We start from the raw sequence: 21,524 nt of genomic DNA, 5'->3' as shown, positions 1-21,524 counted from the left end.
ATAAAAATGAGCGCCATTCACTATCAAAAAAATGCCGATAACATTGTAATTCTAACCTTTGACTCGCCGAATCAATCGGCCAACACCATGAACGCTGACTTTAGAGATGCATTAGCGCAAGTGGTGCAAAAGTTACAAGCAGACGAACAAGTGGCGGGGGTTATTTTTGCCTCTGCAAAAAAAACTTTTTTTGCAGGCGGTGACTTAGATGAGTTGATTCAAGTGCAGCCTGAACATGCCAGCTCATTTTTTCAGATGATTGAACACCTAAAAGCACAGCTGCGTTATATTGAAACTCGTGGTATTCCTGTAGTAGCTGCCTTGAATGGCACAGCACTCGGCGGCGGATGGGAACTTGCCCTGTGCTGTCATCATCGTATTGCAATTCGTGATCCAAAAACCAAGTTTGGTTTACCCGAAGTGACTTTAGGTTTATTGCCTGGTGGCGGTGGTATTGTGCGGATGGTACGTTTATTGGGATTACAAACTGCCCTGCCACTGTTGATGGAAGGCAAACAGCTGAGTGTGGAAAAAGCACAAAGTTTAGGTTTAATCCATGATCTTGCTGAAAATGAAACAGAATTACTCAGCAAAGCCCAAGACTGGATTCTCGCACATCCACAATCACAACAAGTATTTGATGTCAAAGGTTATAAAATCCCAGGGGGAACGCCATCCACGCCTACTGTCGCGCAAATGCTTTCCATTGCTCCTGCCATGTTACGCGACAAAACCAAAGGCTGTTACCCTGCGCCAGAAGCAATTTTGAGTGCAGCAGTAGAAGGTGCACAAGTTGATGTCGATACAGCCTTGCGCATTGAATCCCGCTATTTTACCCAGCTCGCAACAGGTCAAATTTCAAAAAATATGATTGGCACCTTTTGGCATGGGCTGAATGCGATTAAATCGGGGAGTTGCCGTCCGCAAGGCATTGCACCGCATCAAACGCAAAAAGTCGGTATTTTAGGTGCAGGCATGATGGGTGCAGGCATTGCTTATGTCACGGCAAGCAAAGGTATTGCGGTTGTTCTGAAAGATGTATCCATCGAACAAGCTGAAAAAGGCAAAGCTTACAGTCAAAAACTACTCGATAAACAAGTATCGCAAGGTCGTATAAGTGCAGAGCGAGCGGCACAAGTCTTAGCCAAGATTCATCCAACGGCACAGGCTACCGATTTACAAGGCTGTGATTTGATTATTGAGGCGGTATTTGAAAATCCTCAACTCAAGGCGCAAGTCACACAAGAAGCCGAAGTTTTTCTAGCAGAACAAGGTGTGATGGCATCCAACACCTCAACCCTACCCATTAGTGAACTTGCCCAAGCGGCGCAAGACCAGCAGCGTTTTATTGGACTGCATTTCTTTAGCCCTGTCGATAAAATGCCATTGGTCGAAATCATTAAAGGAAAAAATACCTCTACCGATACTTTGGCAAAGGCCTATGATTTTGTGCAGCAGATTGGTAAAACACCGATTGTGGTCAATGACAGCCGCGGCTTTTTTACCAGTCGGGTGTTTGGCACTTTTGTGCAGGAAGGCTTGCGCTTACTGGCGGAAGGCGTACATCCTGCCAAAATTGAAATGGCTGCTTTAAAAGCAGGCATGCCTGTTGGCCCACTTGCCATTCAGGATGAAGTATCTTTAACCTTATCTGAACACGTGGCACAGGAAGCACGTAAGGCGTTGCAAGCCGAAGGGAAAGACCGACCACTGTCGAGTGCAGATGAAGTCATTCAAACCATGATTCATCAATTCTCGCGTAAAGGTAAAGCAGCTGGTGCAGGCTTTTATGACTATCCTGAACAGGGTAAAAAACAGCTTTGGTCGGGGTTAAACCACTGGTATCAAAATACCAAAATCGCTGAACAAGAGATGATTGACCGTTTCTTATTTGTGCAAGCACTGGACAGCTTACGTTGCTTAGAAGAAGGTGTTTTAGAATCTGTCATTGATGCCAATGTGGGTTCCATTTTTGGCATTGGTTTTCCTGCATGGACAGGTGGTGCTTTGCAATTTCTAAATCAATATGGTTTAAAACAGGCTTTAGCACGGGCACAGCAACTTGCAGCAGAATATGGCGAGCGTTTTAACCCACCTAAAATCTTGCAAGACCGTGTTGCCACAGGTGCAGCAAGTATTTAAATCTAACTTATAGTTCAAAGAGGGATACGTCATCCTTCTTTTTATTTGCTTAAAATTAAAAGAATGATCCCTACATGAATAGAATTTAATCCGTTTTTTTATGAATTTTATGTTATAAAGTTACATAATTTTAAGATTTAGATTCAAATTGGGTAGATACACATGACTGAACACCTTACTCCTGAAAAATCACCTTGGGGTTGGAAAGCACTCTTTATTTTCTGTATTTTGGGTGGAATTTTCATGTTTATTTTCTGGTTAGCGGTCACGAATGAACCTGATTACATGCCTAGCCAGCAACAAAAGCAGAATACTCAGCAACACGCCTTTAAAAATGCACCTGCCATGTCACAAGAAGCTTTGGCAAAAGCACAAGCAGATCGTGAAGCACGTGAAGCTATATCTGCTGAAACTGCAGATGCACACAGTATGACTGAAACAGAACATGCCAATATGCCTGAAAACCATGAGTCAGCGCCCGCACATGGACATTAATATGCGCTAGCCGCTCAGTTCATACAGTTCATAAAAAAAACCGCCATGATCGCATTCCATCAGGGCGATTTTTTATTTTGTACGATTAAAAAATCAGGACTATCGACAATTCATTTAAAACACCAATCGCATATCTACATGTGGAATACCACAATCTAAATACGACTCACCCTCCACCTGAAAACCCAAGCTTTGATAAAACGGAATCGCATGTTTCTGCGCAGACAACTTAACCCAAGGACGTTGCTGCTGCTTTGCCATCTGAATAATATGCTGCATTAGAACACGTCCCACACCTTTACCACGCTGTGACTTCAGTACCGCGACCCGCCCAATATTGTGATTTTCCAATAAGCGTGCTGTTGCAATCGCCTCCTCTGCTACATAAACCACAAAATGCAAAGCAACAGCATCCTGTGCATCCCATTCATCTTCAGGGGCAATCTGCTGTTCTTGAATAAAGACTTGCTCACGAATAGATTTGGCCTCTATCGCAAACTGTGCCCAAGTGCCGGATTGAATTACATAATTTTGCATCTTTTATCTGATTCCATTTTGCTTAGCACTTAGAACCAATGCCCTGCTGATCCCACTGATCATTCAACAACAACTCCAAAGAATGTTTTTGAATACCGTACATGGTTTTTAAATAACGAATTTGTGCCAAAACAGTCTGATCAGGTTCACTCCAATTTTGACGTTTAGTTGCCAAAATCATTTTGTTTTTACTGGTGTGTTCCAAAGAAACAAACTCAAAAACTTTAGTGTCATAACCATACGCTTTAAGTAATAAAGCGCGGATGGTATCGGTCAACATTTCTGCTTGCTGTCCTGCATGAATGCCAAACTGCAACATGGGTTTAAGCACACTCGGACTTTGCAGTTGTGGACGCAATTCTTTATGGCAGCACGGCGCACACATAATCATTTGTGCATTCAGGCGAATACCCGTGTGAATTGCAAAATCTGTAGCCACATCGCAAGCATGTAATGCAATCATGACATCCAAATGTTCAGGTTGATAGGTACGCACATCGCCCTGAAAAAACTCCAGCTGCTGAAAATCTGCCGCCTTTGCTACCGACTGACAGAACTCGACCATTTTCGGATTCAATTCCACCCCTGTAACCCAAGGTTTCAATTGCTGCTTTTGCAAATAATCATACAGTGCAAAGGTCAAATAGCCCTTACCTGAACCAAAATCCACCACACGCACGCTTTGCTCAGAAAGATGAATATGCGCCAATGCACCCGCAAAAATTTCAATAAATTTATTAATCTGTTTCCACTTGCGCGCCATGCTTGGAATGATCTGCGCCTGCGCATCGGTAATACCTAGAGGTTGTAAAAAAGGACTACTTTGCTCAACATAGCGTTGCTTTTCACGATCATGCCCTTGTTGCTCTTTGGGTTTTGCAGCAGCTGTTACCGCTTTACTCATACTGAGCATGGCTTTCTTTTTATTCTTTTTAAGCTGAATTTCTTGATCGAGCGTAAATAAATTCGCCTGTTTACAATCTGCCAATAACTGACTCAATTGTGACTGGGCTTGCGCCAAAGGATAATTTTTGGTGATATCCTGCGTTTTATGACGATACAAACAACTCAACACCTGCTCTTGATTGAGTTGAATAATACGCAGGGTAATTTTTTCTAATTGTTCCAATTCGCCTTTGTACTGGCTAAGCACTACACGATCAAGTTTTTGTGTATCAATGGCTTGCTGAAAAGCCTCCAAGAATTGTTGTTCCTGCGCAGAGGGAGAAGCCAAAGTCGACATAGTGAAAACCTGAAAAAATTACAATTCAAGTTTAAATGTTATTACCCTAAAAGCAAAATTGAATTACTATACAGTTGTATAAATAAAAAAGAACACCTATGAAATTGAATGCGCCTTTAGTACCAGATTATGACCATCAAGAGGAACGGATTAACTATCTGAGCCACGGTATTGGTGCAGCTTTGGCATTAATTGGCGGTATTTTTTTACTGATCAAAGGCGCATACCTGAGTACAGGACAATGGCTAGGTTTATGGGCCTATGCCATTAGTATGGTGTTGCTCTTTTCTGCCTCTATGCTGTATCACATGGCAACTGCTGCAGACCGCCGCTATTTTTATAAAAAGCTTGATCACACTGCCATTTATTATTTAATTGCAGGTACTTATACCCCATTTTTATCCATCGCGATTCCTACTCAAAAAGCACAATATTTGTTAATTGTCTTATGGATTATTGCCTTGATTGGCACCCTATTTAAACTGGTATTCATCAACCGTTTTCATAAAATTTCTTTAATTGCCTACTTGGCGATGGGTTGGTTAGCCGTTCTGGTCATGGACAATATGCAAGCCTATTTAAGCAGCCAAGCCCTGAACTTTTTGTTGATTGGCGGGATTGCCTACACCGTGGGTGCATTGTTTTATGCCTTAAAACGCGTAAGATATACCCACGCAATTTGGCATGTATTTGTCCTTATTGGTGCAGGCACACACTTTCTGGCAATTTATCTGTATGTGATTTAATCACGCTGAATATCGTTCATGCCTTACACATGAAACGGTCAGATTTGAATGATACGCATGGATGCAGTTTTGTGACCAACTTGTTGTTCAAAAAAGCATAACTACAAAAGGTGTTGACTATTCTTCTGCCCATGCGGTCTATGACGAATTGCACTTTCATTTAAAATTCATTTTACATAAGGTCCTGTATGGCATCTTCATCTACTGCTGCCGCTGAACAGCCGACTCAAAATTCTAAATTTCGAGTACTGACTGCAAGTTTGGTCGGTACCACCATCGAGTTTTTTGACTTTTATATCTACGCCACTGCGGCAGTCATTATTTTCCCGTATCTGTTCTTTCCGACCAGTACTGACCCAATGACGGCAACTATTCAATCTCTAGCCACTTTTGCCATTGCCTTTATTGCCCGTCCAATTGGTGCAGCTTTATTTGGACATTTGGGTGATCGGATTGGACGCAAAGCCACTTTGGTCGCGGCATTATTGACCATGGGGATTTCTACAGTCTGTATTGGTTTACTGCCAACATATGCACAAATTGGGATTGTCGCACCATTATTATTGGCATTGTGTCGTTTAGGACAAGGTTTAGGTTTAGGCGGCGAATGGTCAGGCGCGGTACTATTGGCCACAGAAAATGCCCCTGAAGGTAAACGTGCTTGGTATGGCATGTTCCCACAATTGGGCGCTCCGATTGGTTTTATTCTTGCCACAGGTTCATTCCTTATTTTAGGTGCGCTGATGTCTGAGCAAGACTTTATGACATGGGGCTGGCGGATTCCGTTTATTTCCAGTGCCTTATTGGTGATTGTCGGTTTGTGGATTCGCTTAAAACTGCATGAAACACCTGCCTTCCAAAAAGTGTTGAATAAGCAAAAAGAAGTCAATGTGCCCTTTATTCAGGTCTTTAAAAAACACGCTAAAATGCTAGTGCTCGGTACAATTGCTGCAATTTGTACCTTTGTGGTGTTTTATCTGACTACGGTATTTGCCTTGCAATGGGGGACTAAACAACTGGGTTATTCACGTGAAGAGTTTTTAAAACTTCAACTTTTAGCCACATTGTGTTTTGCCGCTTTTATTCCCCTCTCAGCCGTTTTAGCGGAAAAATTTGGACGTAAAACTACGTCTATTGCGGTATGTATCATCTCTGCAATTTTTGGCTTATTCTTTGCCGATATGCTTGCTTCAGGCAGCACGTGGATTGTCTTTATTTTCCTGTGTATTGGCTTGGCGATTATGGGACTCACTTACGGGCCCATTGGTACAGTATTGTCTGAAATTTTTCCAACGTCTGTACGTTATACAGGCTCGGCACTCACCTTTAACTTAGCGGGTATTTTTGGCGCATCGTTTGCCCCACTGATTGCTACTAAACTCGCCACCACTTATGGCTTGGCTGCAGTGGGTTATTATTTAAGTGCGGCATCGATTTTGTCTTTAATCGCATTCTTAATGATTCGAGAAACCAAGCATGACGATGTAAACAACCAAATTTAAGCGTAAATATTGCATCAAAAAACCAGCCGAGGCTGGTTTTTTCATGTAGGTAAGGTGCAGGCGCTTATAATAATTCAATAATATCAATCGTGGGTGGCACACCAAAACGAAAAGGAACACCCACCATTCCTGTGCCCACAGTCACAAATACATCGGCATGATCATGCCGATATAAACCTTTTTTATGCCCCAAAATAGATACTTTTTTCATCACATAATCGGTCAGCCACGGCAGTTCAACCTGCCCACCATGAGTATGTCCTGCCAACATCAACGGGCGTGTCGGCAATTTCGGCACCATATCGACTGTATCTGGGTTGTGCGATAACAACACCCACGGCTTGTCCTGAGGTAAATCAGGCATATAGCGCATATCGGTTTTACCTGCCCATAAATCGCCAATACCGAGCAAACGAAACTCATCAAACTCGACAATTCTGCCTTCAATATCAATCACGTTATTTTGTTCTAAAGCCGTTTCTAACAGCTCTTGAATGGGTGGGCCTGGATACTGTTCATCATGATTGCCATTTACAGAATACACAGGCGCACAAATTTCTTTTAATACTGCCAATTCTTCGACCAATTTATTTTCAGGCTCATAAGTCCAGTCGCCTGCCACAACCACAATATCGGGATTTTGCAAATTGAGTTTCTTCACAATTTGCTTCAATTGACGCTCATGTCCAGAAAATAAACCAATATGTAAATCTGCAATTAAAGCAATTTTGACGGGCTTGGATAAACGACGATCTGGATGAATTTGATATTGAGTAGTTTTAACTTGAATCAAATGCGGCTCAATAAAACGTGCATAACTCAACACGGCACTGACTAAAAATACAAAAATTGCTTCGTGGATGGAGTAATAGCCCTGAACACCCGCATAAACACTAAAAAAAACCAAAGGCGGCAACAGGTAAGATAAATAAAATGCCAGTAAATGCACAAAGGCCTTAAACGGGTGAATGGTTTCTGTATTGGCCTGACTGCGCCATGCTTGCGAAACTGCCCACAACGCCAAAATCGCCATACCAATATAGAAATACAACACGACTGAATCGTTATTCCACATATTTATTCTCTATTACTTCATACTTCTGCTATTCAATGCTGCGCTAAACCCAGATGTTCCATTTAGCCCCTGCACGTCATATATCTGTATTGTCATATTTATCTTTTCATAGCTGACAATTATACTCAAACCCTATTTTTAACTTATTTGCTCCCCGTGCTAAAAAGGAATTTAATTTGGCAAACCGCAGCTCATCCGCTTCATTTCAAAATATTCGGCACAACCTTTTATGGCTGAGTTGCGCCTTCGTTTTGACACTCTCAGGCTGTAGCACGCTGCCCAAACAAATTGAACATCCGATTCAAATGGCGTTTGAAACCCCAACCGATCAAACCAGTTTGGCTAAAATCGTACTGCCGCTACGCGAAAAATATCCGCAGCTTACGGGTTATCATGTCCTATATGATCCACTAGAAGCCCTAGCAGCACGTATCTACCTGATTAATAAGGCAGAAAAATCTTTAGATTTACAATATTATATTTGGGATAACGATAAAATTGGCGCGCTTGCGCTACATGCCATTATTCGTGCGGCAGATCGTGGCGTGAAAGTCCGCTTATTGGTAGATGATAACAATGCCAAAAAAATGGAAGGCATTTATCTCGCGCTCGATCAACATGTCAATATCGACATCAAACTATATAATCCATATCGCTTTCGACATTATCGTGCCATGGACATGATTTTGGATTTGAAGCGTATTAATCGTCGTATGCACAACAAAAGCTTTATTGCCGATAACCAAATTTCTCTGATTGGTGGGCGCAATATGAGCAATCAATACTATAACGTCAGCGACAATTATCAATTTTCTGATGTCGATGTGATGTTAGTCGGCTCAGCTTCGGATGAAATTATTCACTCTTTTGATGAATACTGGAATGATGACTATGCTTATTCAGTCAAGCAACTGGTCAATCCACGACATTACACCTTGCGCTATGAAAGCTTAAAACAGCAATTAGAACAGCACGATCAAGAAGCCACTGTACAAAATTATTTAGATTTGGTGACTCGTTCTAAAGCGATTGAAGAGTGGATGACGCATAATATTAAGTTCGATTGGGTCAGTGCTGAAGTGGTCAAAGATGCGCCGAGTAAAATTAAAGACCGCGCCTCAAAAGAAGAACATCTTAACTTTCAACTGCTGACGCATTTAGAAAAGCCAAGCAGTAGTGTCGATATTATTTCTGCTTATTTTGTCCCTGAGCAATCAGGGGCAGAAAAACTAAAAAACTTAGCGAATGATGGCCTTCAGGTACGCGTACTGACCAACTCCTTTAAAGCCAACGATGTCCCCGTAGTACATGCTTTTTATGCCAAATATCGGGAAGATTTATTGGCAAATAACGTGCAGCTATATGAGTTTTTGGCACGACCTGAAATGGAAAACCTAAATACACATACGCAAGAAATTTCCAAAAAAGCCAAAGTCAGCATGAAAGGTTTAAGCCGTTCTAGTTTACATGCCAAGCTAATGGCGCTAGATGAAAAACAGGTGTTTATTGGTTCGTTTAATTTTGATCCACGCTCGGCATATTTAAATACTGAAATTGGAGTAATTTTAAATAGTCCACCATTGGCTCGCGCAGTTCACCAGACCATGGATGTCAATTTGTCCAAATATGCTTATAAACTGGTTTTAGATGCGCAGCAAAACATTCAATGGCAGATGAAAAATCCACAAGGTGAAACTCAAATTCTAAAAAAAGAACCAGGGATGAAATGGTATCAACGTGCGGCAATGAAAATTACCTCATGGCTACCCATTGAAGGCTTTATGTAGCAACGAAATATTGAAGCTGTTAGATGGTGACCATTATTCTTAAAACAACGTGATGCGCTTAGGCTATCTTTAACATGAAGATGCGCCTAAGCATTTTTTATGATGTCAGCGTTTGTGGTTTTAATACCTGACGATGTAATTCAGCCAAGCCTTCTGTCATGCGTTCCTGAACCACAGCAGTTAAAGATTCAATATCATGCCCTTCTACCGCAATTGCAGGTAAAGCCATTAAATGCGCTGTCACTTTCGGCATTTCCAAAACATCTTTCACATGATCAACAAAGGTCATGTCATTAATAAACGGCGCAACAGTATCTAACTCACCTTGCTGATTCACATAACAAATCAGACAAATTTGCACAGGTCGTTTGGCTTCAATCGCGGCCCCTAAAATACGACCATGCACTTTTTTAATTTTGCTTCCATCTGACGTAGTCGCTTCAGGAAAAAACAATACGGGAATATCTTGTTTTAGAAATTGCGTGATTTGTTCACGAATTTTGACCGAATCGCCAGAGCCACGCTTAATAAATAGCGTTCCACCGCCTTTGGCTAACTTACCCAATAACGGCCATTTTTCAATTTCAGCTTTGGCCAGAAAAAACACCCGCGCACTAGAACCCAATACTGCCACATCTAACCACGAAATATGATTACTGACCCATAGCGCAGGATCATGCGGAATTTCACCATGAATTTGTACTTCGATATTAAAAACTTTGCACAATTGACGGCAAAAATATTGTACATAACGCGTATTATTCGGGTTGTTGGTGTCTTTATACAATTGATGACGATAGACCAAATAAAACCCTTCACCAATCGCGCCAGCCGTTGCCAGAACTTTTTTGCTATACAAAGCAAGCTTTGCCAAACCATGTATTGGAGATGTGTGAGTTTCAACAGCTGGGTTCATAGGGTCATCACTAATTGTTAAACGCAAAACAACGTATAAAGGTTTATATTTTGCTCATTCTATACTGTTCAATCTGAACTTGCATAGATCAGAAAAACCCAAAGCTGCATGCAGACATGCGACTTTTGGAAAATTAGAGCGCTTTGAGAAATCAAAAAATAATTATGAGAAATAAGTTAAGTGGATATAAAAAACTCCCTGCTTCCTGTGGGAGAAGGTGAAGAAAAAGGCCTGAATTATTGATTTAAATCGGTCTAAACGGATTCTAATCTCAATAAACAAACTCTATATTTAGGTCATCCTCAGATTTGAGTTTACACACACTGAAATGGCACTAACTCAAGGTGCAGGAAAAATCCAGTCATCTAATTCCCTGCACAAACATTTTTTCTACTAGAATAAAGCTTTAACATGGAGATTGCGCTGAGTGGAAAATTTTGTGCCACATCAAGATGGCGAGCGTGTTGTACTGGTCAGTGTCACTGTCCAAATTTTAGAAGACCTTGATGCCGAAGAGTTTCAGCTCTTGGCTGAATCTGCGGGTGCAGAAGTTTTACAACACGTCCACACTCAACGCAGCAAACCAGATGCCAAACTCTTCATTGGCTCAGGCAAAGCCGAAGAAATTGCTGCATTGGTCAAAGAACACGAAGCCAGTTTGGTCATTTTTGATCATGCGCTCAGTCCTGCGCAGGCACGTAATTTAGAAAAAGTGATGCAATGCCGCGTGGTGGATCGCACCGAACTTATTTTAGATATTTTTGCTCAACGCGCCCGCACTTACGAAGGTAAATTGCAAGTCGAATTGGCACAATTACAGCACTTATCTTCACGTTTGGTGCGTAGTCGTAGCAACTTAGACAGTCAAAAAGGTGGTATTGGCTTACGTGGCCCTGGGGAAACCTTGCTGGAAACCGACCGCCGCTTATTGCGTATTCGCATGGGACAACTCAAAACCAAACTTGATAAAGTTCGTCAAACGCGTGCGCAAGGTCGTGTGGCACGACAAAAAGCCGCCATTCCTACCGTTTCATTAGTCGGTTATACTAACGCAGGTAAATCGACCTTATTTAATATTCTGGCGCAAAGTCATGTGTATGCTGCAGACCAACTGTTCGCTACGCTTGACCCCACTTTGCGGCGTTTGGAATGGGATGGTATTGGACGTCTAGTATTGGCAGATACAGTCGGCTTTGTAAGAAACCTGTCTCACTCTTTGGTTGAATCATTTAAAGCAACCTTGGAAGAAACTTTAGAAGCCAGTTTATTGCTGCATGTGATTGATTCAAGCAGCCCTGATGTGTTGGAACAAATTGAAGCTGTCGAGGGTGTGCTGAAAGAAATTGGTGCAGATGTACCCATTTTGCGGGTTTACAATAAAATTGATGTTTCAAGCGAAACAGCCAAGATTATCTATGACAAACCACATCAACCCGACCGTGTCTATGTGTCGGCACATTCAGGGCAAGGTTTAGACTTGTTAAAGCAAGCCGTACATGAATGTTTGATGGGACAAATTCAACAGTTTGATCTAAAATTACAACCTGCTTATGGCAAATTGCGCAATCAACTGTATACGCTCAATGTCATTCAAGCAGAACAGTACGATGATGAGGGTCAATTACATCTACAAATCAGCATGGCACCCCATAAACTGGAACAACTGATTAAACAGGCGCATTTACCGATAGATGAAATTTTAGGTGCGCAGGCAAAACAATTTAAACGTCTGCTTAAAGCATTTGAAATTGATGATCAAATCGGTTAAAACGTGATAAGTAAAATTTTAACGAAAGATCAAAAATGAGCAGGATAAAACATATCGATTGGCCAGCATGGATCGGCACACTCCTTTTGATTATAGTGTTTCGTGAGTCCTCTGTGTGGATCATGACCCAATTGAATCACCCAGAATTAGGCAATTTAGTCGGTTTGCTCAGTCTGCTAGCAGTATTATTTACATGGCGCAAACTCAGTAAAATTCCCGCTCGTCTGGTCGATACCAATAACAAGATCATGAAAGAAAGTGCCTTTGCCTTTTTACCCATTAGCGCAGGCTCATTAATTATGCTCACGCACATGGGCAAACAAATTCCAATCTTCTTGATTGTATTGTGCATCAGTACGCTAATGCCGCTTTGGCTGTATGCCAAAATGGCAAAACGCTGGCTTTAGGAGATTAAAAATGCTGTCAATTCTATATGGTTTTTTAATCACCTTCGTTGCGTATTTATTGGCAAAACCTTGCAACCAAAAATTCCCGCAAATCCCCGTCATTGTCTTTGGCATGTGTTTTGTGTTGCTGCTGTTGTACTTTTTCGGAATTCCATACGAAACTTACGTTACACAAACTAATCCCTTGTTTAATCAATTGTTGGGTTATGTGACAGTTGCACTTGCTATTCCTTTAGCAGCAATGCGTTATGATGATTTACCCCTCAAAGCAATTTTAGGTATTTTGCTCTTTGCCAGCTTTAGTGCTGTGGCACTGCCGATGGGACTTGCTTATGCGCTACACATGTCGAACGCCGATATTATGGCTTTTGCTACCCGTGCAGTGACCACGCCGATTGCGATTAATATCGCAACCTTATTAGAAGCACCGATTCAATTGGCAGTATTAATTGTAATTTTATCGGGTGTCGTGGGTGCTGCTTTGTCACCGCTTATTTTAAAACATATCAATGATGAACGTGCATCGGGCTTAGCACTTGGCTTAGCTGCACATGCCATCGGTACTGCCCAAGCGTGGCAACGAGGTAGTGTTGCAGGACGTTATGCTGCCTTTGGAATGGCAGTCAATGCGGTGTTTACCGCAGTTTGGCTGCCAACATTTATACTATATTTGCAAAAAATGTGACTGATAAATCACTTTTTCACATTGTGACAATTTCACTTTCTATTTATTATGAAATATCCAGTTTGTGAAATGAAGGAACATTGAACATGGTCAAGATGAAACTCACCGTTGCTTTAATCTGCTCAGCGTTAGGCAGTTTTGCGCTGGCCCAAGATATTACAGGAACTTGGAAAAACATTGACGATAAAACGGGTTCATCTAAAGCAATTTTAGAAATTCGTCAGGAAAGCAATGGTAGCTACACCGCTAAAATCGTCAAAGTAACGCCACGTCCGGGTTACACAGCAAAAGAAACCTGTGTCAACTGCCCTGCGCCTTATACCAACCAACCTATTTTAGGGATGGATGTACTCAAAGGCTTAAAACATACAGGTGGCTTAAACTACTCTGGTGGAAAAATCATTGACCCACTAAGCGGCCATATTTACAGCACCAAAGCTAAATTAAGCAGCAACGGTAAGCGTTTGACCATGCGTGGTTATGTCGGTGTATCGGCCTTAGGACGCAGCCAAACTTGGATTAAAAGCGAATAATTAATCACTTCTGTTTTCACATAAAATGCCACACGTTCGTGGCATTTTTATTGGTTTTCCTGCATCTTAGTTGCAACTTTAAGATTAATGACCTCTCAAATCGCTTGACTCCTTCCACAACTCGCTTTATACCTTGAATTAACCTCTGTGATAACTTTCGACAATCAAAGGAACTGATATGAAGAAAAATGTATTGATGGGCGTATTTGCAAGCTTCATCTTCAGTGGCTCAGCATTTGCATCAGACCTAACGGGTATCTGGCAAAGTATTGATGATAAAACAGGCTCACCTAAAGCACTTATTGAAATTACCAAAGCTGAAAATGGCAGCTTTACAGGTAAAATTATTAAAGTCACACCAAGACCAGGCTATACCCCAAAAACCATGTGTGTGAATTGTCCTGCACCATATACCAACAAACCTTTGGTGGGTTTGGAAGTTATTCATGGCTTAAAGCATGTGGAAAATAACAACTATGCCGATGGACGTATTTTAGATCCACTTACAGGCAAAATGTATAGCCTGAAAGGCCGTTTAGCGTCTAATAATAAACGTCTAACTTTACGTGGTTACGTCGGAATTTCAGCCATTGGTCGGACACAAACGTGGATTCGCCAACAATAAGCGAGTAATTGTGTCGCATCGGTCATTTTTTCTAGATACTCGGGACTTTGTGTCAGTCAATTCACAGATTAGACTAGAGCAAAGACCGAGTAAGGGAAATAAAATGATTCAGAAATTGGCTTTAGGAATAGCCGTCATCTTCGGCAGTCTAAGCACTTTGGCGATGGCACAAGATTTAGTAGGGACTTGGCAACAAATTGATGATAAAACAGGTTCACCTAAAGCTGTCATCGAAATTCGTAAAGAAGCCAATCAAACCTATACGGGTAAAATTATTAAAGTAACTCCACGTCCAGGTTATACCCCACGTGAACTTTGTAATAAATGCCCTGCACCTTATACTGATCAACCTATTTTAGGAATGGATATTTTAAAAGGCTTAAAACAAGTCAAAGATAGCAACAATTACGAAAAAGGACGCGTGATTGATCCATTGGCAGGTCGTATTTACGATGCAAAAATCCGCCTCAACTCGACAGGTAAGCGTTTGACTTTACGTGCTTACATGGGTGTATCTACACTAGGTCGCAGCCAAACTTGGATTCGAATTCAATAAAATTCAAGATAAAAAAACAGCCACTTTAATAGGTGGCTGTTTTCATTTCAACATCTCATTTTTAAATTATAAAGATGAAATATTGTTACCATTCTTCCAGCGGATTATCCACTGCAAACAATTGCTGATCTTCCAAACGATACGCCATGAGCTGATTACCCCACACACAACCGCCATCCACATTTTGAATATTGTCGGCTACCGTTTGTCCCTGCAATGCTGCCCAATGACCAAATACGATTTGATGTGTTTGCGCAGCTAAAGATGGATATTCAAACCACGGTTTAAAACCTTCTGGCATCGGATCGTCTAAGGAATCTTTAAAGCTGAATTCCAAACCACCCTGTGCATTGGCTAAACGCATACGGGTCAAATAGTTGGTAATACAACGTAAACGCGCATGCCCCTCTAAATCATCCGACCAAACTGCAGGTTCTGCCCCATACATTTCCTTTAAGAATGCATCCACTACCTCAAAGTCCTCATGCCCAATCACCGCCTCAACTTCTTTTGCCAAAGCTGCGGTTTGTTCCGCATTCCAAATATGTGGAATACCTGCATGAGTCAAAATGGTGTTTTCATTGGGAAAAAGACACAAAGGTTGTTTACGTAACCAGTCAATCAAATCATCACTGTCAATTGCATCAATCACATCACGAGTATTGTCTTGCGCTTTGATTTTCTTTAAGCCACGTGCGCCTGCCAACAAGGTTAAATCGTGATTGCCTAACACTGTTGCTGCAACGCCACGATCCACAAGTTTTTTAATAAAGCGCACTGCACCAATTGAGTTTTCACCACGCGCAACCAAGTCGCCAGCAAACCAGATAAAATCTTGATCGGGATCGAACTGTATTTCTTTTAATAAAAGCTTTAAGGCTTCAAAGCAGCCCTGCACATCACCAATGACATAGTTGTATCGAATTGCTGTCATTAATTCACCATCTGATCTGCCAATGCGACAAATGCGGCCAAACTTAAAGTTTCAGGACGTGCCATTGGGTCTACCCCTGCTCGCTCAAATGCATCTTCAGCTAACATACCTTTTAAACTATTGCGTAATGTTTTACGACGTTGGGTAAATACATGCGACACCAAACGTGCCAATGCTTTTTCATCTTTGGCAATAATCGGTTTGGTCACATAAGGTTCTAAACGGAATACCGCAGAAGTGACTTTAGGCGGTGGATTAAATGCTCCTGGTGGCACTTCAAATAAGAAAGTTGGCTTACAGTAATACTGCATCATGACCGATAAACGCCCATATTCTTTGGTATTCGGTTCAGCCGTGATGCGATCTACCACTTCTTTTTGTAGCATAAAGTGCATGTCTTTGACTTTGTCGCCAAACTCCAAGAGATGAAACAAAAGCGGTGTCGAAATGTTATACGGCAAGTTTCCAACTACACGTAGCGGACGCCCTTCCTGAAATAACTCGGTAAAGTCATATTTCAGCGCATCACTTTCTACAATGGTTAAACGCTCAGGATGTGGCACACGTCCTGGTAAACCTGCAGCCAAATCACGGTCTAATTCCACCACCGTCAAAGCATCACACTCACCAATTAAAGGCGATGTCAATGCCGCTAAACCAGGTCCAATCTCGACAATATTATCACCTGGACGCGGGTTCACTGAGCGAACAATTTTGGCAATCACACCTTGATCATGTAAAAAGTTTTGACCAAAGCGTTTACGAGCCTGATGCCCTTCTTCTTTTGGGTTTAGGGCATTAATTTGATACATAAATATTTCCAAGCTGAAATTATGGACGTGCTAAATCCAGCGCTAAATCGACAGCAACATGCAAGCTAGAACTTTTCGCAAGTCCCGTACCTGCGAGGGAGAGCGCTGTGCCGTGATCGACTGAAGTACGAATAAACGGTAAGCCTAAAGTAATGTTAATTGCTTCACCAAAGCCCTGTGATTTTAACACAGGTAAACCTTGATCGTGATACATCGCTAAAACTGCATCGGCATCTTTTAAATTTTCTGGGGTAAATAAAGTATCTGCAGGCAAACTTAAACTCAGATTTTCACCACGATTACGGTAATTTTGCAGCACAGGATTAATTACCTCAATTTCTTCCATGCCTAAATAACCATCTTCGCCCGCATGTGGGTTCAAACCACAGACCAACACTTTAGGATGTTCAATTTTAAACTTGCTTTTGAGATCATGCAGCAAAATATCAATCACTTGTTCTAAACGTGTTTTGGTAATGGCATCTGCTACGGCACGTAAAGGTAAATGCGTGGTCGCTAAGGCAACACGTAAGGATTTAGTGGCTAACATCATCACCACACGCGCAACACCTGCAAACTCCTGATAATATTCAGTATGCCCGCTAAAAGAAATACCTGCTTCATTAATAATAGATTTTTGCACGGGTGCAGTCGCCACGCCCACACTCTTACCTGTCATTGCATAAGAAGCCGAACGACGTAATTGCTCCAACACATAAGCTGCATTTTGTGTATTTAAATGCCCTAATTCAACATCTACAGCCAAAGGTACATGCTCAACATATAACTGTCCAAGCGCTGCAGGCTGTTGCTGACCTGAATATTTAATCAATTCAACTTTTTGTTTTAGAATTTCAGCACGTTGTTCTAATAATTGATGATCAGCCAATACCACAATTGGACGTTCATCTTCTCGATCTGCCAGACTTAGGCAAATATCAGGTCCAATACCTGCAGGTTCACCACTGGTGACATATAAAGGTCGCATAAAAGCTCAATCAAGATTTATCAAAGGATGATGAAAGTATATCGTCAACTTTGATGATTGTTTTATTTTCAGTCTAAGATAAATCGAGTACGCACCCCCTTGCACATGTGCCCATTCAAAAATAGCGGTCACAGCAACAGCGAATAGCAACCCCATCATCGCATTTGTGTGATTTTAAGAAATATCCGCGATTGTGTATCTGCTCAGCACAGCAATATGACTCCGCTTATGCCATACCAAAAATGAGAAGAATGTAAAATGGATAAAATTGAATACAGAAATTACATGCTAAACACATCCACACCATATACAGCACCTAATAGTACTAAACCCAACGTCTAGACACTGAGCAATGTAATAAAACATCCTGCAATAAATCTGATGCATTTAGATACACATAAATCAAATCACTTAAGTATTTCTGATTGCGAATCTGCTGACATCCTTTGCTCATTTTTTTATATTGAATGCTAGAAACCTCAGTTTAAAGCCTGAACAAGGTGATTTAAAATGGCAAAATCTTGGCTTCTTAATCTTGAACGTGTGAAATTTATTCAACTTTTCTTTTATAACCAAGATTGGTAAAATATAGCGCTTAAAATGTGACTTTTCCATTGTAGTTCTACCCATTCTCAGGTAGAATTCGGACTCCTTTTTGTTTGGACAGCTTCTATAGTCCAAACCAACTATAATAGGTAGTGGTTTAATGAAAACTCTCAGCGCTAAGCCAGCTGAAGTTCAACACGACTGGTACGTTGTTGATGCTTCTGGCAAAACTCTAGGTCGCCTTGCGACAGAAATCGCACGCCGTTTACGCGGTAAGCACAAGACTTCTTATACTCCTCACGTTGACACTGGCGACTACATCGTTGTCATCAATGCTGAGCAAGTTCAAGTGACTGGTAACAAATCTCTTGACAAGAAATACTATCGCCACACTGGTTTCCCTGGTGGTATCCGTGAAACTAATTTCGAGAAATTAGTTGCTCACAAACCAGAAGAAATCTTCCAACGCGCTGTAAAAGGCATGTTGCCAAAAGGTCCTCTTGGTTATGCTATGATCAAGAAAATGAAAGTGTACGCTGGTGCTGAGCATCCTCACACAGCTCAACAGCCACAAGTTTTGGACATCTAAGGGATACAGCACATGGCTACTAATTATGGTACAGGTCGCCGTAAGACCGCAACTGCACGTGTTTTCTTATCAGCTGGTACAGGTAAACTCGTAATTAACAACCGTACGCTTGAGCAATATTTCGGTCGTGAAACTGCTCGTATGATCGTACGTCAACCATTAGAGCTTCTTGAAGCTACTGAAAAATATGACCTTTACATCACTGTTGCTGGTGGTGGTATTGGTGGTCAAGCTGGTGCAATCCGTCACGGTATTACTCGTGCATTGATCGCATCTGACGACACTTTAAAACCTGCTCTTCGTCAAGCTGGTTTCGTTACTCGTGACGCTCGTGAAGTTGAACGTAAGAAACTTGGTTTACGTAAAGCTCGTAAACGTCCACAATTCTCTAAACGTTAATTCGTTTACCGAATCGGACTCAAAAAGCCTTGGATTTTCCAAGGCTTTTTTTATGCAGTTCAACCAACTGAGTATTCTAAACCACATAGACAATTCAAATTCACACATACCAAAATCAAAATTTAATACAGCACAATACTTAAAAAGTCGATCAATAAATATCTCATACACTTTTATCAGCTTTGCTGGGTGATTTTAATGGCTAAGTTTAGTATCCTATTCTATTCATTTGGTTTTATTTCGGATTATGTCAGTCGAGAACGCACCCTTACAAGGCATTACCCTCTATAGTCATGCGGACGACTTTCGCTCACATTGGATTCGTTACGTTCTTGCCGAAAAACAAATCAAATATCAACTGATTTTGGTCGATTATGAAGATGAAGACCTCACAAGTTTAAATCCGTATAATCAACTTCCAATGCTGCTAGAAAACGATTTAAAACTCTTTAATACTGCGATTATTTCCGAATATCTAGATGATCGTTATCGACAAAACAAACTTTATGCAGATGCACCTATGCCACGTGCAGAACAACGTCAATATATTTGGCGCTTTGAGCAAGACTGGTTCAAACTTGCCGATCAGATGCTACGTCATCCTGACAGCTTAGATCACGCAGCACAGCGCACTGCACAACAAAAATTACGTGATACACTCATTTCACTGACACCATTATTTCAGCATTATCCTTATTTCATGTCGGAAAATTTCAGCATTTTAGACTGCATGCTGGCACCATTATTTATACGACTAAAAGCCATGGGCATAGAATTACCCAAACAACACTGTCGTCCGATTTTCCTGTATTGTCAGCGGGTTTTTTTACGCCCTGCCTTCACTCAAGCAATGACTTTACAAGAAAAAAATCACTATCAAGAATTTTTAATTCATACCTAAAGAGCATATTATGTCTGAATCTGAAATCAATTTAACTCCAACCCGTCCTTATTTAGCCCGCGCAATTTATGAATGGATTTGTGATAACCAACTCACACCACATTTATTGGTCGATGCCACACAGCCGAATACACTTGTTCCTGAACAATTTATTCAAGATGGTCAAATTGTTCTAAATATCGTTCCACATGCAGTACATGCCTTACACATGAGCAATGAAGCAATTACCTTCTCTGCACGCTTTGGTGGCGTGTCACGCGACTTATATGTACCCATGAATGCCGTATTGGGTATTTATGCAAGAGAGAATGGACAAGGCTTATTCTTTGATCCAAGTGAGTATGCACATATCCAAAATGATCAAGATGCTTTAGAATCAAAGACTGAAGAAAAAACCGAACAAAGTAAGAAAAAACCAAGCCTTAGATTATTAGATTAAAACAATGGAGTAGTGGATGGCTTTTGATTTAGTACAATATTTTGCAGCGCAGATTAAAGTTCAAAAGCCTTCGCTTTTGAAACAATATAATACTGTTGATCGCGACCAATATATTCAAGAAATCAATGCACTGAACTTAGGAAAACTGGTCAGTTTGTGGCGAGAAGACAACCAAAAACTGTATCAGGAAATTGATCATCAAGATGAATTATATATTCAGGAAATTGCACGTCGACTTACCACATCTCAACACAATCAGTCGACCCTCTCCAAAACTGAGCTTGAACAGAATATTAGTGAAGTTTTAGCCTTACAGCTTACTGAACTCAAGCAATTAGATCAAACAGGTAATTTTGGTAATAAAGGTCTAGGGGAATTATTACTGGGTCAAATTGAACACTTATCTGGTCAGGCTGATGATTGGGTTTGGTCAACAAACGATCTAATAGAGTTAAAAGGTTCTAAACCAATTCCTCAAGAAGAGCTATCATTAGAGGCATCAATGAAGGAGTTTAATCTAATGGTTCAACAACATACCCACGATGATCATCAAAATATTGAGCCTGTAGAAGCAATTGTACCAACTTGGTCCAAAGTGCTAGAACCTATCGTTGCGATTTCGATTTTGGCAATTTTATGGTGCTCCGTTACACAATTATTCGCTTAAATAAATCCCCTAACTAAGCCTCAATAAAACCATCCACAGATGGTTTTATTTTACCTTCTTTTTATATAATTTTTAATTTAATACAGAGATAAAAAAACACCCTCAACGCTAGTTGAGGGTGTTTGAATAATGAGCTGGCGATGACTTACTCTCACATGGGTAACCCCACACTACCATCAGCGCGAAGAGGTTTCACTTCTGAGTTCGGGAAGGGATCAGGTGGTTCACTCTT

23 protein-coding genes and 1 rRNA gene are annotated in these 21,524 nt (G+C 41.1%); 16 read left to right on the top strand and 8 right to left on the bottom strand.

Annotated elements, in window-relative coordinates:
- The first annotated feature begins 6 nt into the window (after window positions 1-6).
- Both L6C30_RS07185 and L6C30_RS07180 read left to right on the top strand, forming a co-directional pair.
- Complete coding sequence (locus L6C30_RS07185) at window positions 7-2,142, top strand: 3-hydroxyacyl-CoA dehydrogenase NAD-binding domain-containing protein (RefSeq protein ID WP_236162747.1); 2,136 nt, start codon at window positions 7-9, stop codon at window positions 2,140-2,142.
- Window positions 2,143-2,304: 162 nt separating this feature from the next.
- Complete coding sequence (locus L6C30_RS07180; protein WP_019837790.1) at window positions 2,305-2,637, top strand: hypothetical protein; 333 nt, start codon at window positions 2,305-2,307, stop codon at window positions 2,635-2,637.
- Window positions 2,638-2,751: 114 nt separating this feature from the next.
- Here the strand turns inward: L6C30_RS07180 and L6C30_RS07175 are convergent, their stop codons facing one another.
- Both L6C30_RS07175 and L6C30_RS07170 read right to left on the bottom strand, forming a co-directional pair.
- Entirely contained in the window at window positions 2,752-3,174 is a 423-nt protein-coding gene (locus L6C30_RS07175; protein ID WP_019837791.1) for a GNAT family N-acetyltransferase, read from the bottom strand.
- A gap of 22 nt (window positions 3,175-3,196) precedes the next feature.
- Window positions 3,197-4,417, bottom strand: a complete 1,221-nt coding sequence (locus L6C30_RS07170) for an SAM-dependent methyltransferase (RefSeq protein ID WP_230243994.1) — start codon at window positions 4,415-4,417, stop codon at window positions 3,197-3,199.
- Window positions 4,418-4,515: 98 nt separating this feature from the next.
- Between L6C30_RS07170 and L6C30_RS07165 the strand changes: the two genes are divergently transcribed.
- Window positions 4,516-5,163, top strand: coding sequence for a hemolysin III family protein (locus L6C30_RS07165; protein WP_019837793.1), 648 nt, complete (start codon window positions 4,516-4,518; stop codon window positions 5,161-5,163).
- A 188-nt stretch (window positions 5,164-5,351) separates the two neighbouring features.
- A complete protein-coding gene (locus L6C30_RS07160) occupies window positions 5,352-6,665 on the top strand; it encodes an MFS transporter (protein ID WP_019837794.1) in 1,314 nt (437 codons plus the stop codon).
- A 64-nt stretch (window positions 6,666-6,729) separates the two neighbouring features.
- Here the strand turns inward: L6C30_RS07160 and L6C30_RS07155 are convergent, their stop codons facing one another.
- Window positions 6,730-7,740 carry a metallophosphoesterase gene (locus L6C30_RS07155; protein WP_230243993.1) on the bottom strand — a complete coding sequence of 337 codons (1,011 nt, stop codon included), beginning with the start codon at window positions 7,738-7,740 and terminating at the stop codon, window positions 6,730-6,732.
- 176 nt (window positions 7,741-7,916) lie between these two features.
- Here L6C30_RS07155 and L6C30_RS07150 point away from each other — a divergent pair, with 176 nt between their 5' ends.
- Window positions 7,917-9,527 (top strand): phospholipase D family protein, encoded by a 1,611-nt coding sequence (locus tag L6C30_RS07150; RefSeq protein WP_230243992.1) that lies wholly within the window; start codon window positions 7,917-7,919, stop codon window positions 9,525-9,527.
- Between the two features lie 97 nt (window positions 9,528-9,624).
- Here L6C30_RS07150 and L6C30_RS07145 read toward each other — a convergent pair whose 3' ends face one another.
- The gene (locus L6C30_RS07145; RefSeq protein ID WP_070153822.1) at window positions 9,625-10,443 is read right to left on the bottom strand and encodes a 1-acyl-sn-glycerol-3-phosphate acyltransferase; all 819 of its coding nucleotides are present in this window, start codon (window positions 10,441-10,443) and stop codon (window positions 9,625-9,627) included.
- Between the two features lie 427 nt (window positions 10,444-10,870).
- On the opposite strand from L6C30_RS07145, the gene hflX reads away from it, so the two are divergent.
- From hflX to L6C30_RS07115, 6 genes are all read left to right on the top strand, one after another.
- The gene (hflX, locus tag L6C30_RS07140) at window positions 10,871-12,211 is read left to right on the top strand and encodes a ribosome rescue GTPase HflX (protein ID WP_236162746.1); all 1,341 of its coding nucleotides are present in this window, start codon (window positions 10,871-10,873) and stop codon (window positions 12,209-12,211) included.
- 35 nt (window positions 12,212-12,246) lie between these two features.
- The gene (locus tag L6C30_RS07135; protein ID WP_236162745.1) at window positions 12,247-12,618 is read left to right on the top strand and encodes a hypothetical protein; all 372 of its coding nucleotides are present in this window, start codon (window positions 12,247-12,249) and stop codon (window positions 12,616-12,618) included.
- A 10-nt stretch (window positions 12,619-12,628) separates the two neighbouring features.
- Complete coding sequence (locus tag L6C30_RS07130; RefSeq protein ID WP_019837800.1) at window positions 12,629-13,303, top strand: LrgB family protein; 675 nt, start codon at window positions 12,629-12,631, stop codon at window positions 13,301-13,303.
- 86 nt (window positions 13,304-13,389) lie between these two features.
- A complete protein-coding gene (locus tag L6C30_RS07125; protein ID WP_026438199.1) occupies window positions 13,390-13,836 on the top strand; it encodes a DUF2147 domain-containing protein in 447 nt (148 codons plus the stop codon).
- Window positions 13,837-14,014: 178 nt separating this feature from the next.
- The gene (locus L6C30_RS07120; RefSeq protein WP_019837802.1) at window positions 14,015-14,461 is read left to right on the top strand and encodes a DUF2147 domain-containing protein; all 447 of its coding nucleotides are present in this window, start codon (window positions 14,015-14,017) and stop codon (window positions 14,459-14,461) included.
- A 103-nt stretch (window positions 14,462-14,564) separates the two neighbouring features.
- The gene (locus L6C30_RS07115; RefSeq protein ID WP_019837803.1) at window positions 14,565-15,017 is read left to right on the top strand and encodes a DUF2147 domain-containing protein; all 453 of its coding nucleotides are present in this window, start codon (window positions 14,565-14,567) and stop codon (window positions 15,015-15,017) included.
- A gap of 85 nt (window positions 15,018-15,102) precedes the next feature.
- On the opposite strand, the gene L6C30_RS07110 is transcribed toward L6C30_RS07115, so the two are convergent.
- From L6C30_RS07110 to pdxA, 3 genes are read right to left on the bottom strand one after another with little or no spacing between them, the layout of a single operon-like run.
- On the bottom strand, window positions 15,103-15,951 hold the full coding sequence (locus L6C30_RS07110) for a symmetrical bis(5'-nucleosyl)-tetraphosphatase (RefSeq protein WP_236162744.1): 849 nt from the start codon (window positions 15,949-15,951) through the stop codon (window positions 15,103-15,105).
- Window positions 15,951-16,763, bottom strand: coding sequence for a 16S rRNA (adenine(1518)-N(6)/adenine(1519)-N(6))-dimethyltransferase RsmA (rsmA, locus tag L6C30_RS07105; RefSeq protein WP_019837805.1), 813 nt, complete (start codon window positions 16,761-16,763; stop codon window positions 15,951-15,953). The genes L6C30_RS07110 and rsmA overlap by 1 nt, the downstream gene beginning before the upstream one ends.
- Before the next feature lie 19 nt (window positions 16,764-16,782).
- Complete coding sequence (pdxA, locus tag L6C30_RS07100; protein WP_236162743.1) at window positions 16,783-17,751, bottom strand: 4-hydroxythreonine-4-phosphate dehydrogenase PdxA; 969 nt, start codon at window positions 17,749-17,751, stop codon at window positions 16,783-16,785.
- A 706-nt stretch (window positions 17,752-18,457) separates the two neighbouring features.
- Here pdxA and rplM point away from each other — a divergent pair.
- From rplM to L6C30_RS07075, 5 genes are all read left to right on the top strand, one after another.
- On the top strand, window positions 18,458-18,886 hold the full coding sequence (gene rplM, locus L6C30_RS07095; protein ID WP_004909012.1) for a 50S ribosomal protein L13: 429 nt from the start codon (window positions 18,458-18,460) through the stop codon (window positions 18,884-18,886).
- A 12-nt stretch (window positions 18,887-18,898) separates the two neighbouring features.
- Window positions 18,899-19,285: a 30S ribosomal protein S9 gene (gene rpsI / locus L6C30_RS07090; RefSeq protein WP_004972483.1), complete on the top strand. Its 387-nt coding sequence runs from the start codon at window positions 18,899-18,901 to the stop codon at window positions 19,283-19,285.
- A gap of 247 nt (window positions 19,286-19,532) precedes the next feature.
- Window positions 19,533-20,186 (top strand): glutathione S-transferase N-terminal domain-containing protein, encoded by a 654-nt coding sequence (locus L6C30_RS07085; protein ID WP_236162742.1) that lies wholly within the window; start codon window positions 19,533-19,535, stop codon window positions 20,184-20,186.
- Between the two features lie 10 nt (window positions 20,187-20,196).
- Window positions 20,197-20,625, top strand: coding sequence for a ClpXP protease specificity-enhancing factor (locus tag L6C30_RS07080; RefSeq protein WP_019837808.1), 429 nt, complete (start codon window positions 20,197-20,199; stop codon window positions 20,623-20,625).
- A 16-nt stretch (window positions 20,626-20,641) separates the two neighbouring features.
- Window positions 20,642-21,292 (top strand): hypothetical protein, encoded by a 651-nt coding sequence (locus L6C30_RS07075; RefSeq protein WP_070153784.1) that lies wholly within the window; start codon window positions 20,642-20,644, stop codon window positions 21,290-21,292.
- A gap of 132 nt (window positions 21,293-21,424) precedes the next feature.
- Here the strand turns inward: L6C30_RS07075 and rrf are convergent.
- A 5S ribosomal RNA gene (gene rrf / locus L6C30_RS07070) occupies window positions 21,425-21,524 on the bottom strand; the annotation flags it as partial.

The sequence above is a fragment of the Acinetobacter sp. KAM396 genome (assembly GCF_021602765.1).
GTDB lineage: Bacteria > Pseudomonadota > Gammaproteobacteria > Pseudomonadales > Moraxellaceae > Acinetobacter > Acinetobacter towneri_A.
This window is presented reverse-complemented; position numbering and strand designations above follow the sequence as displayed.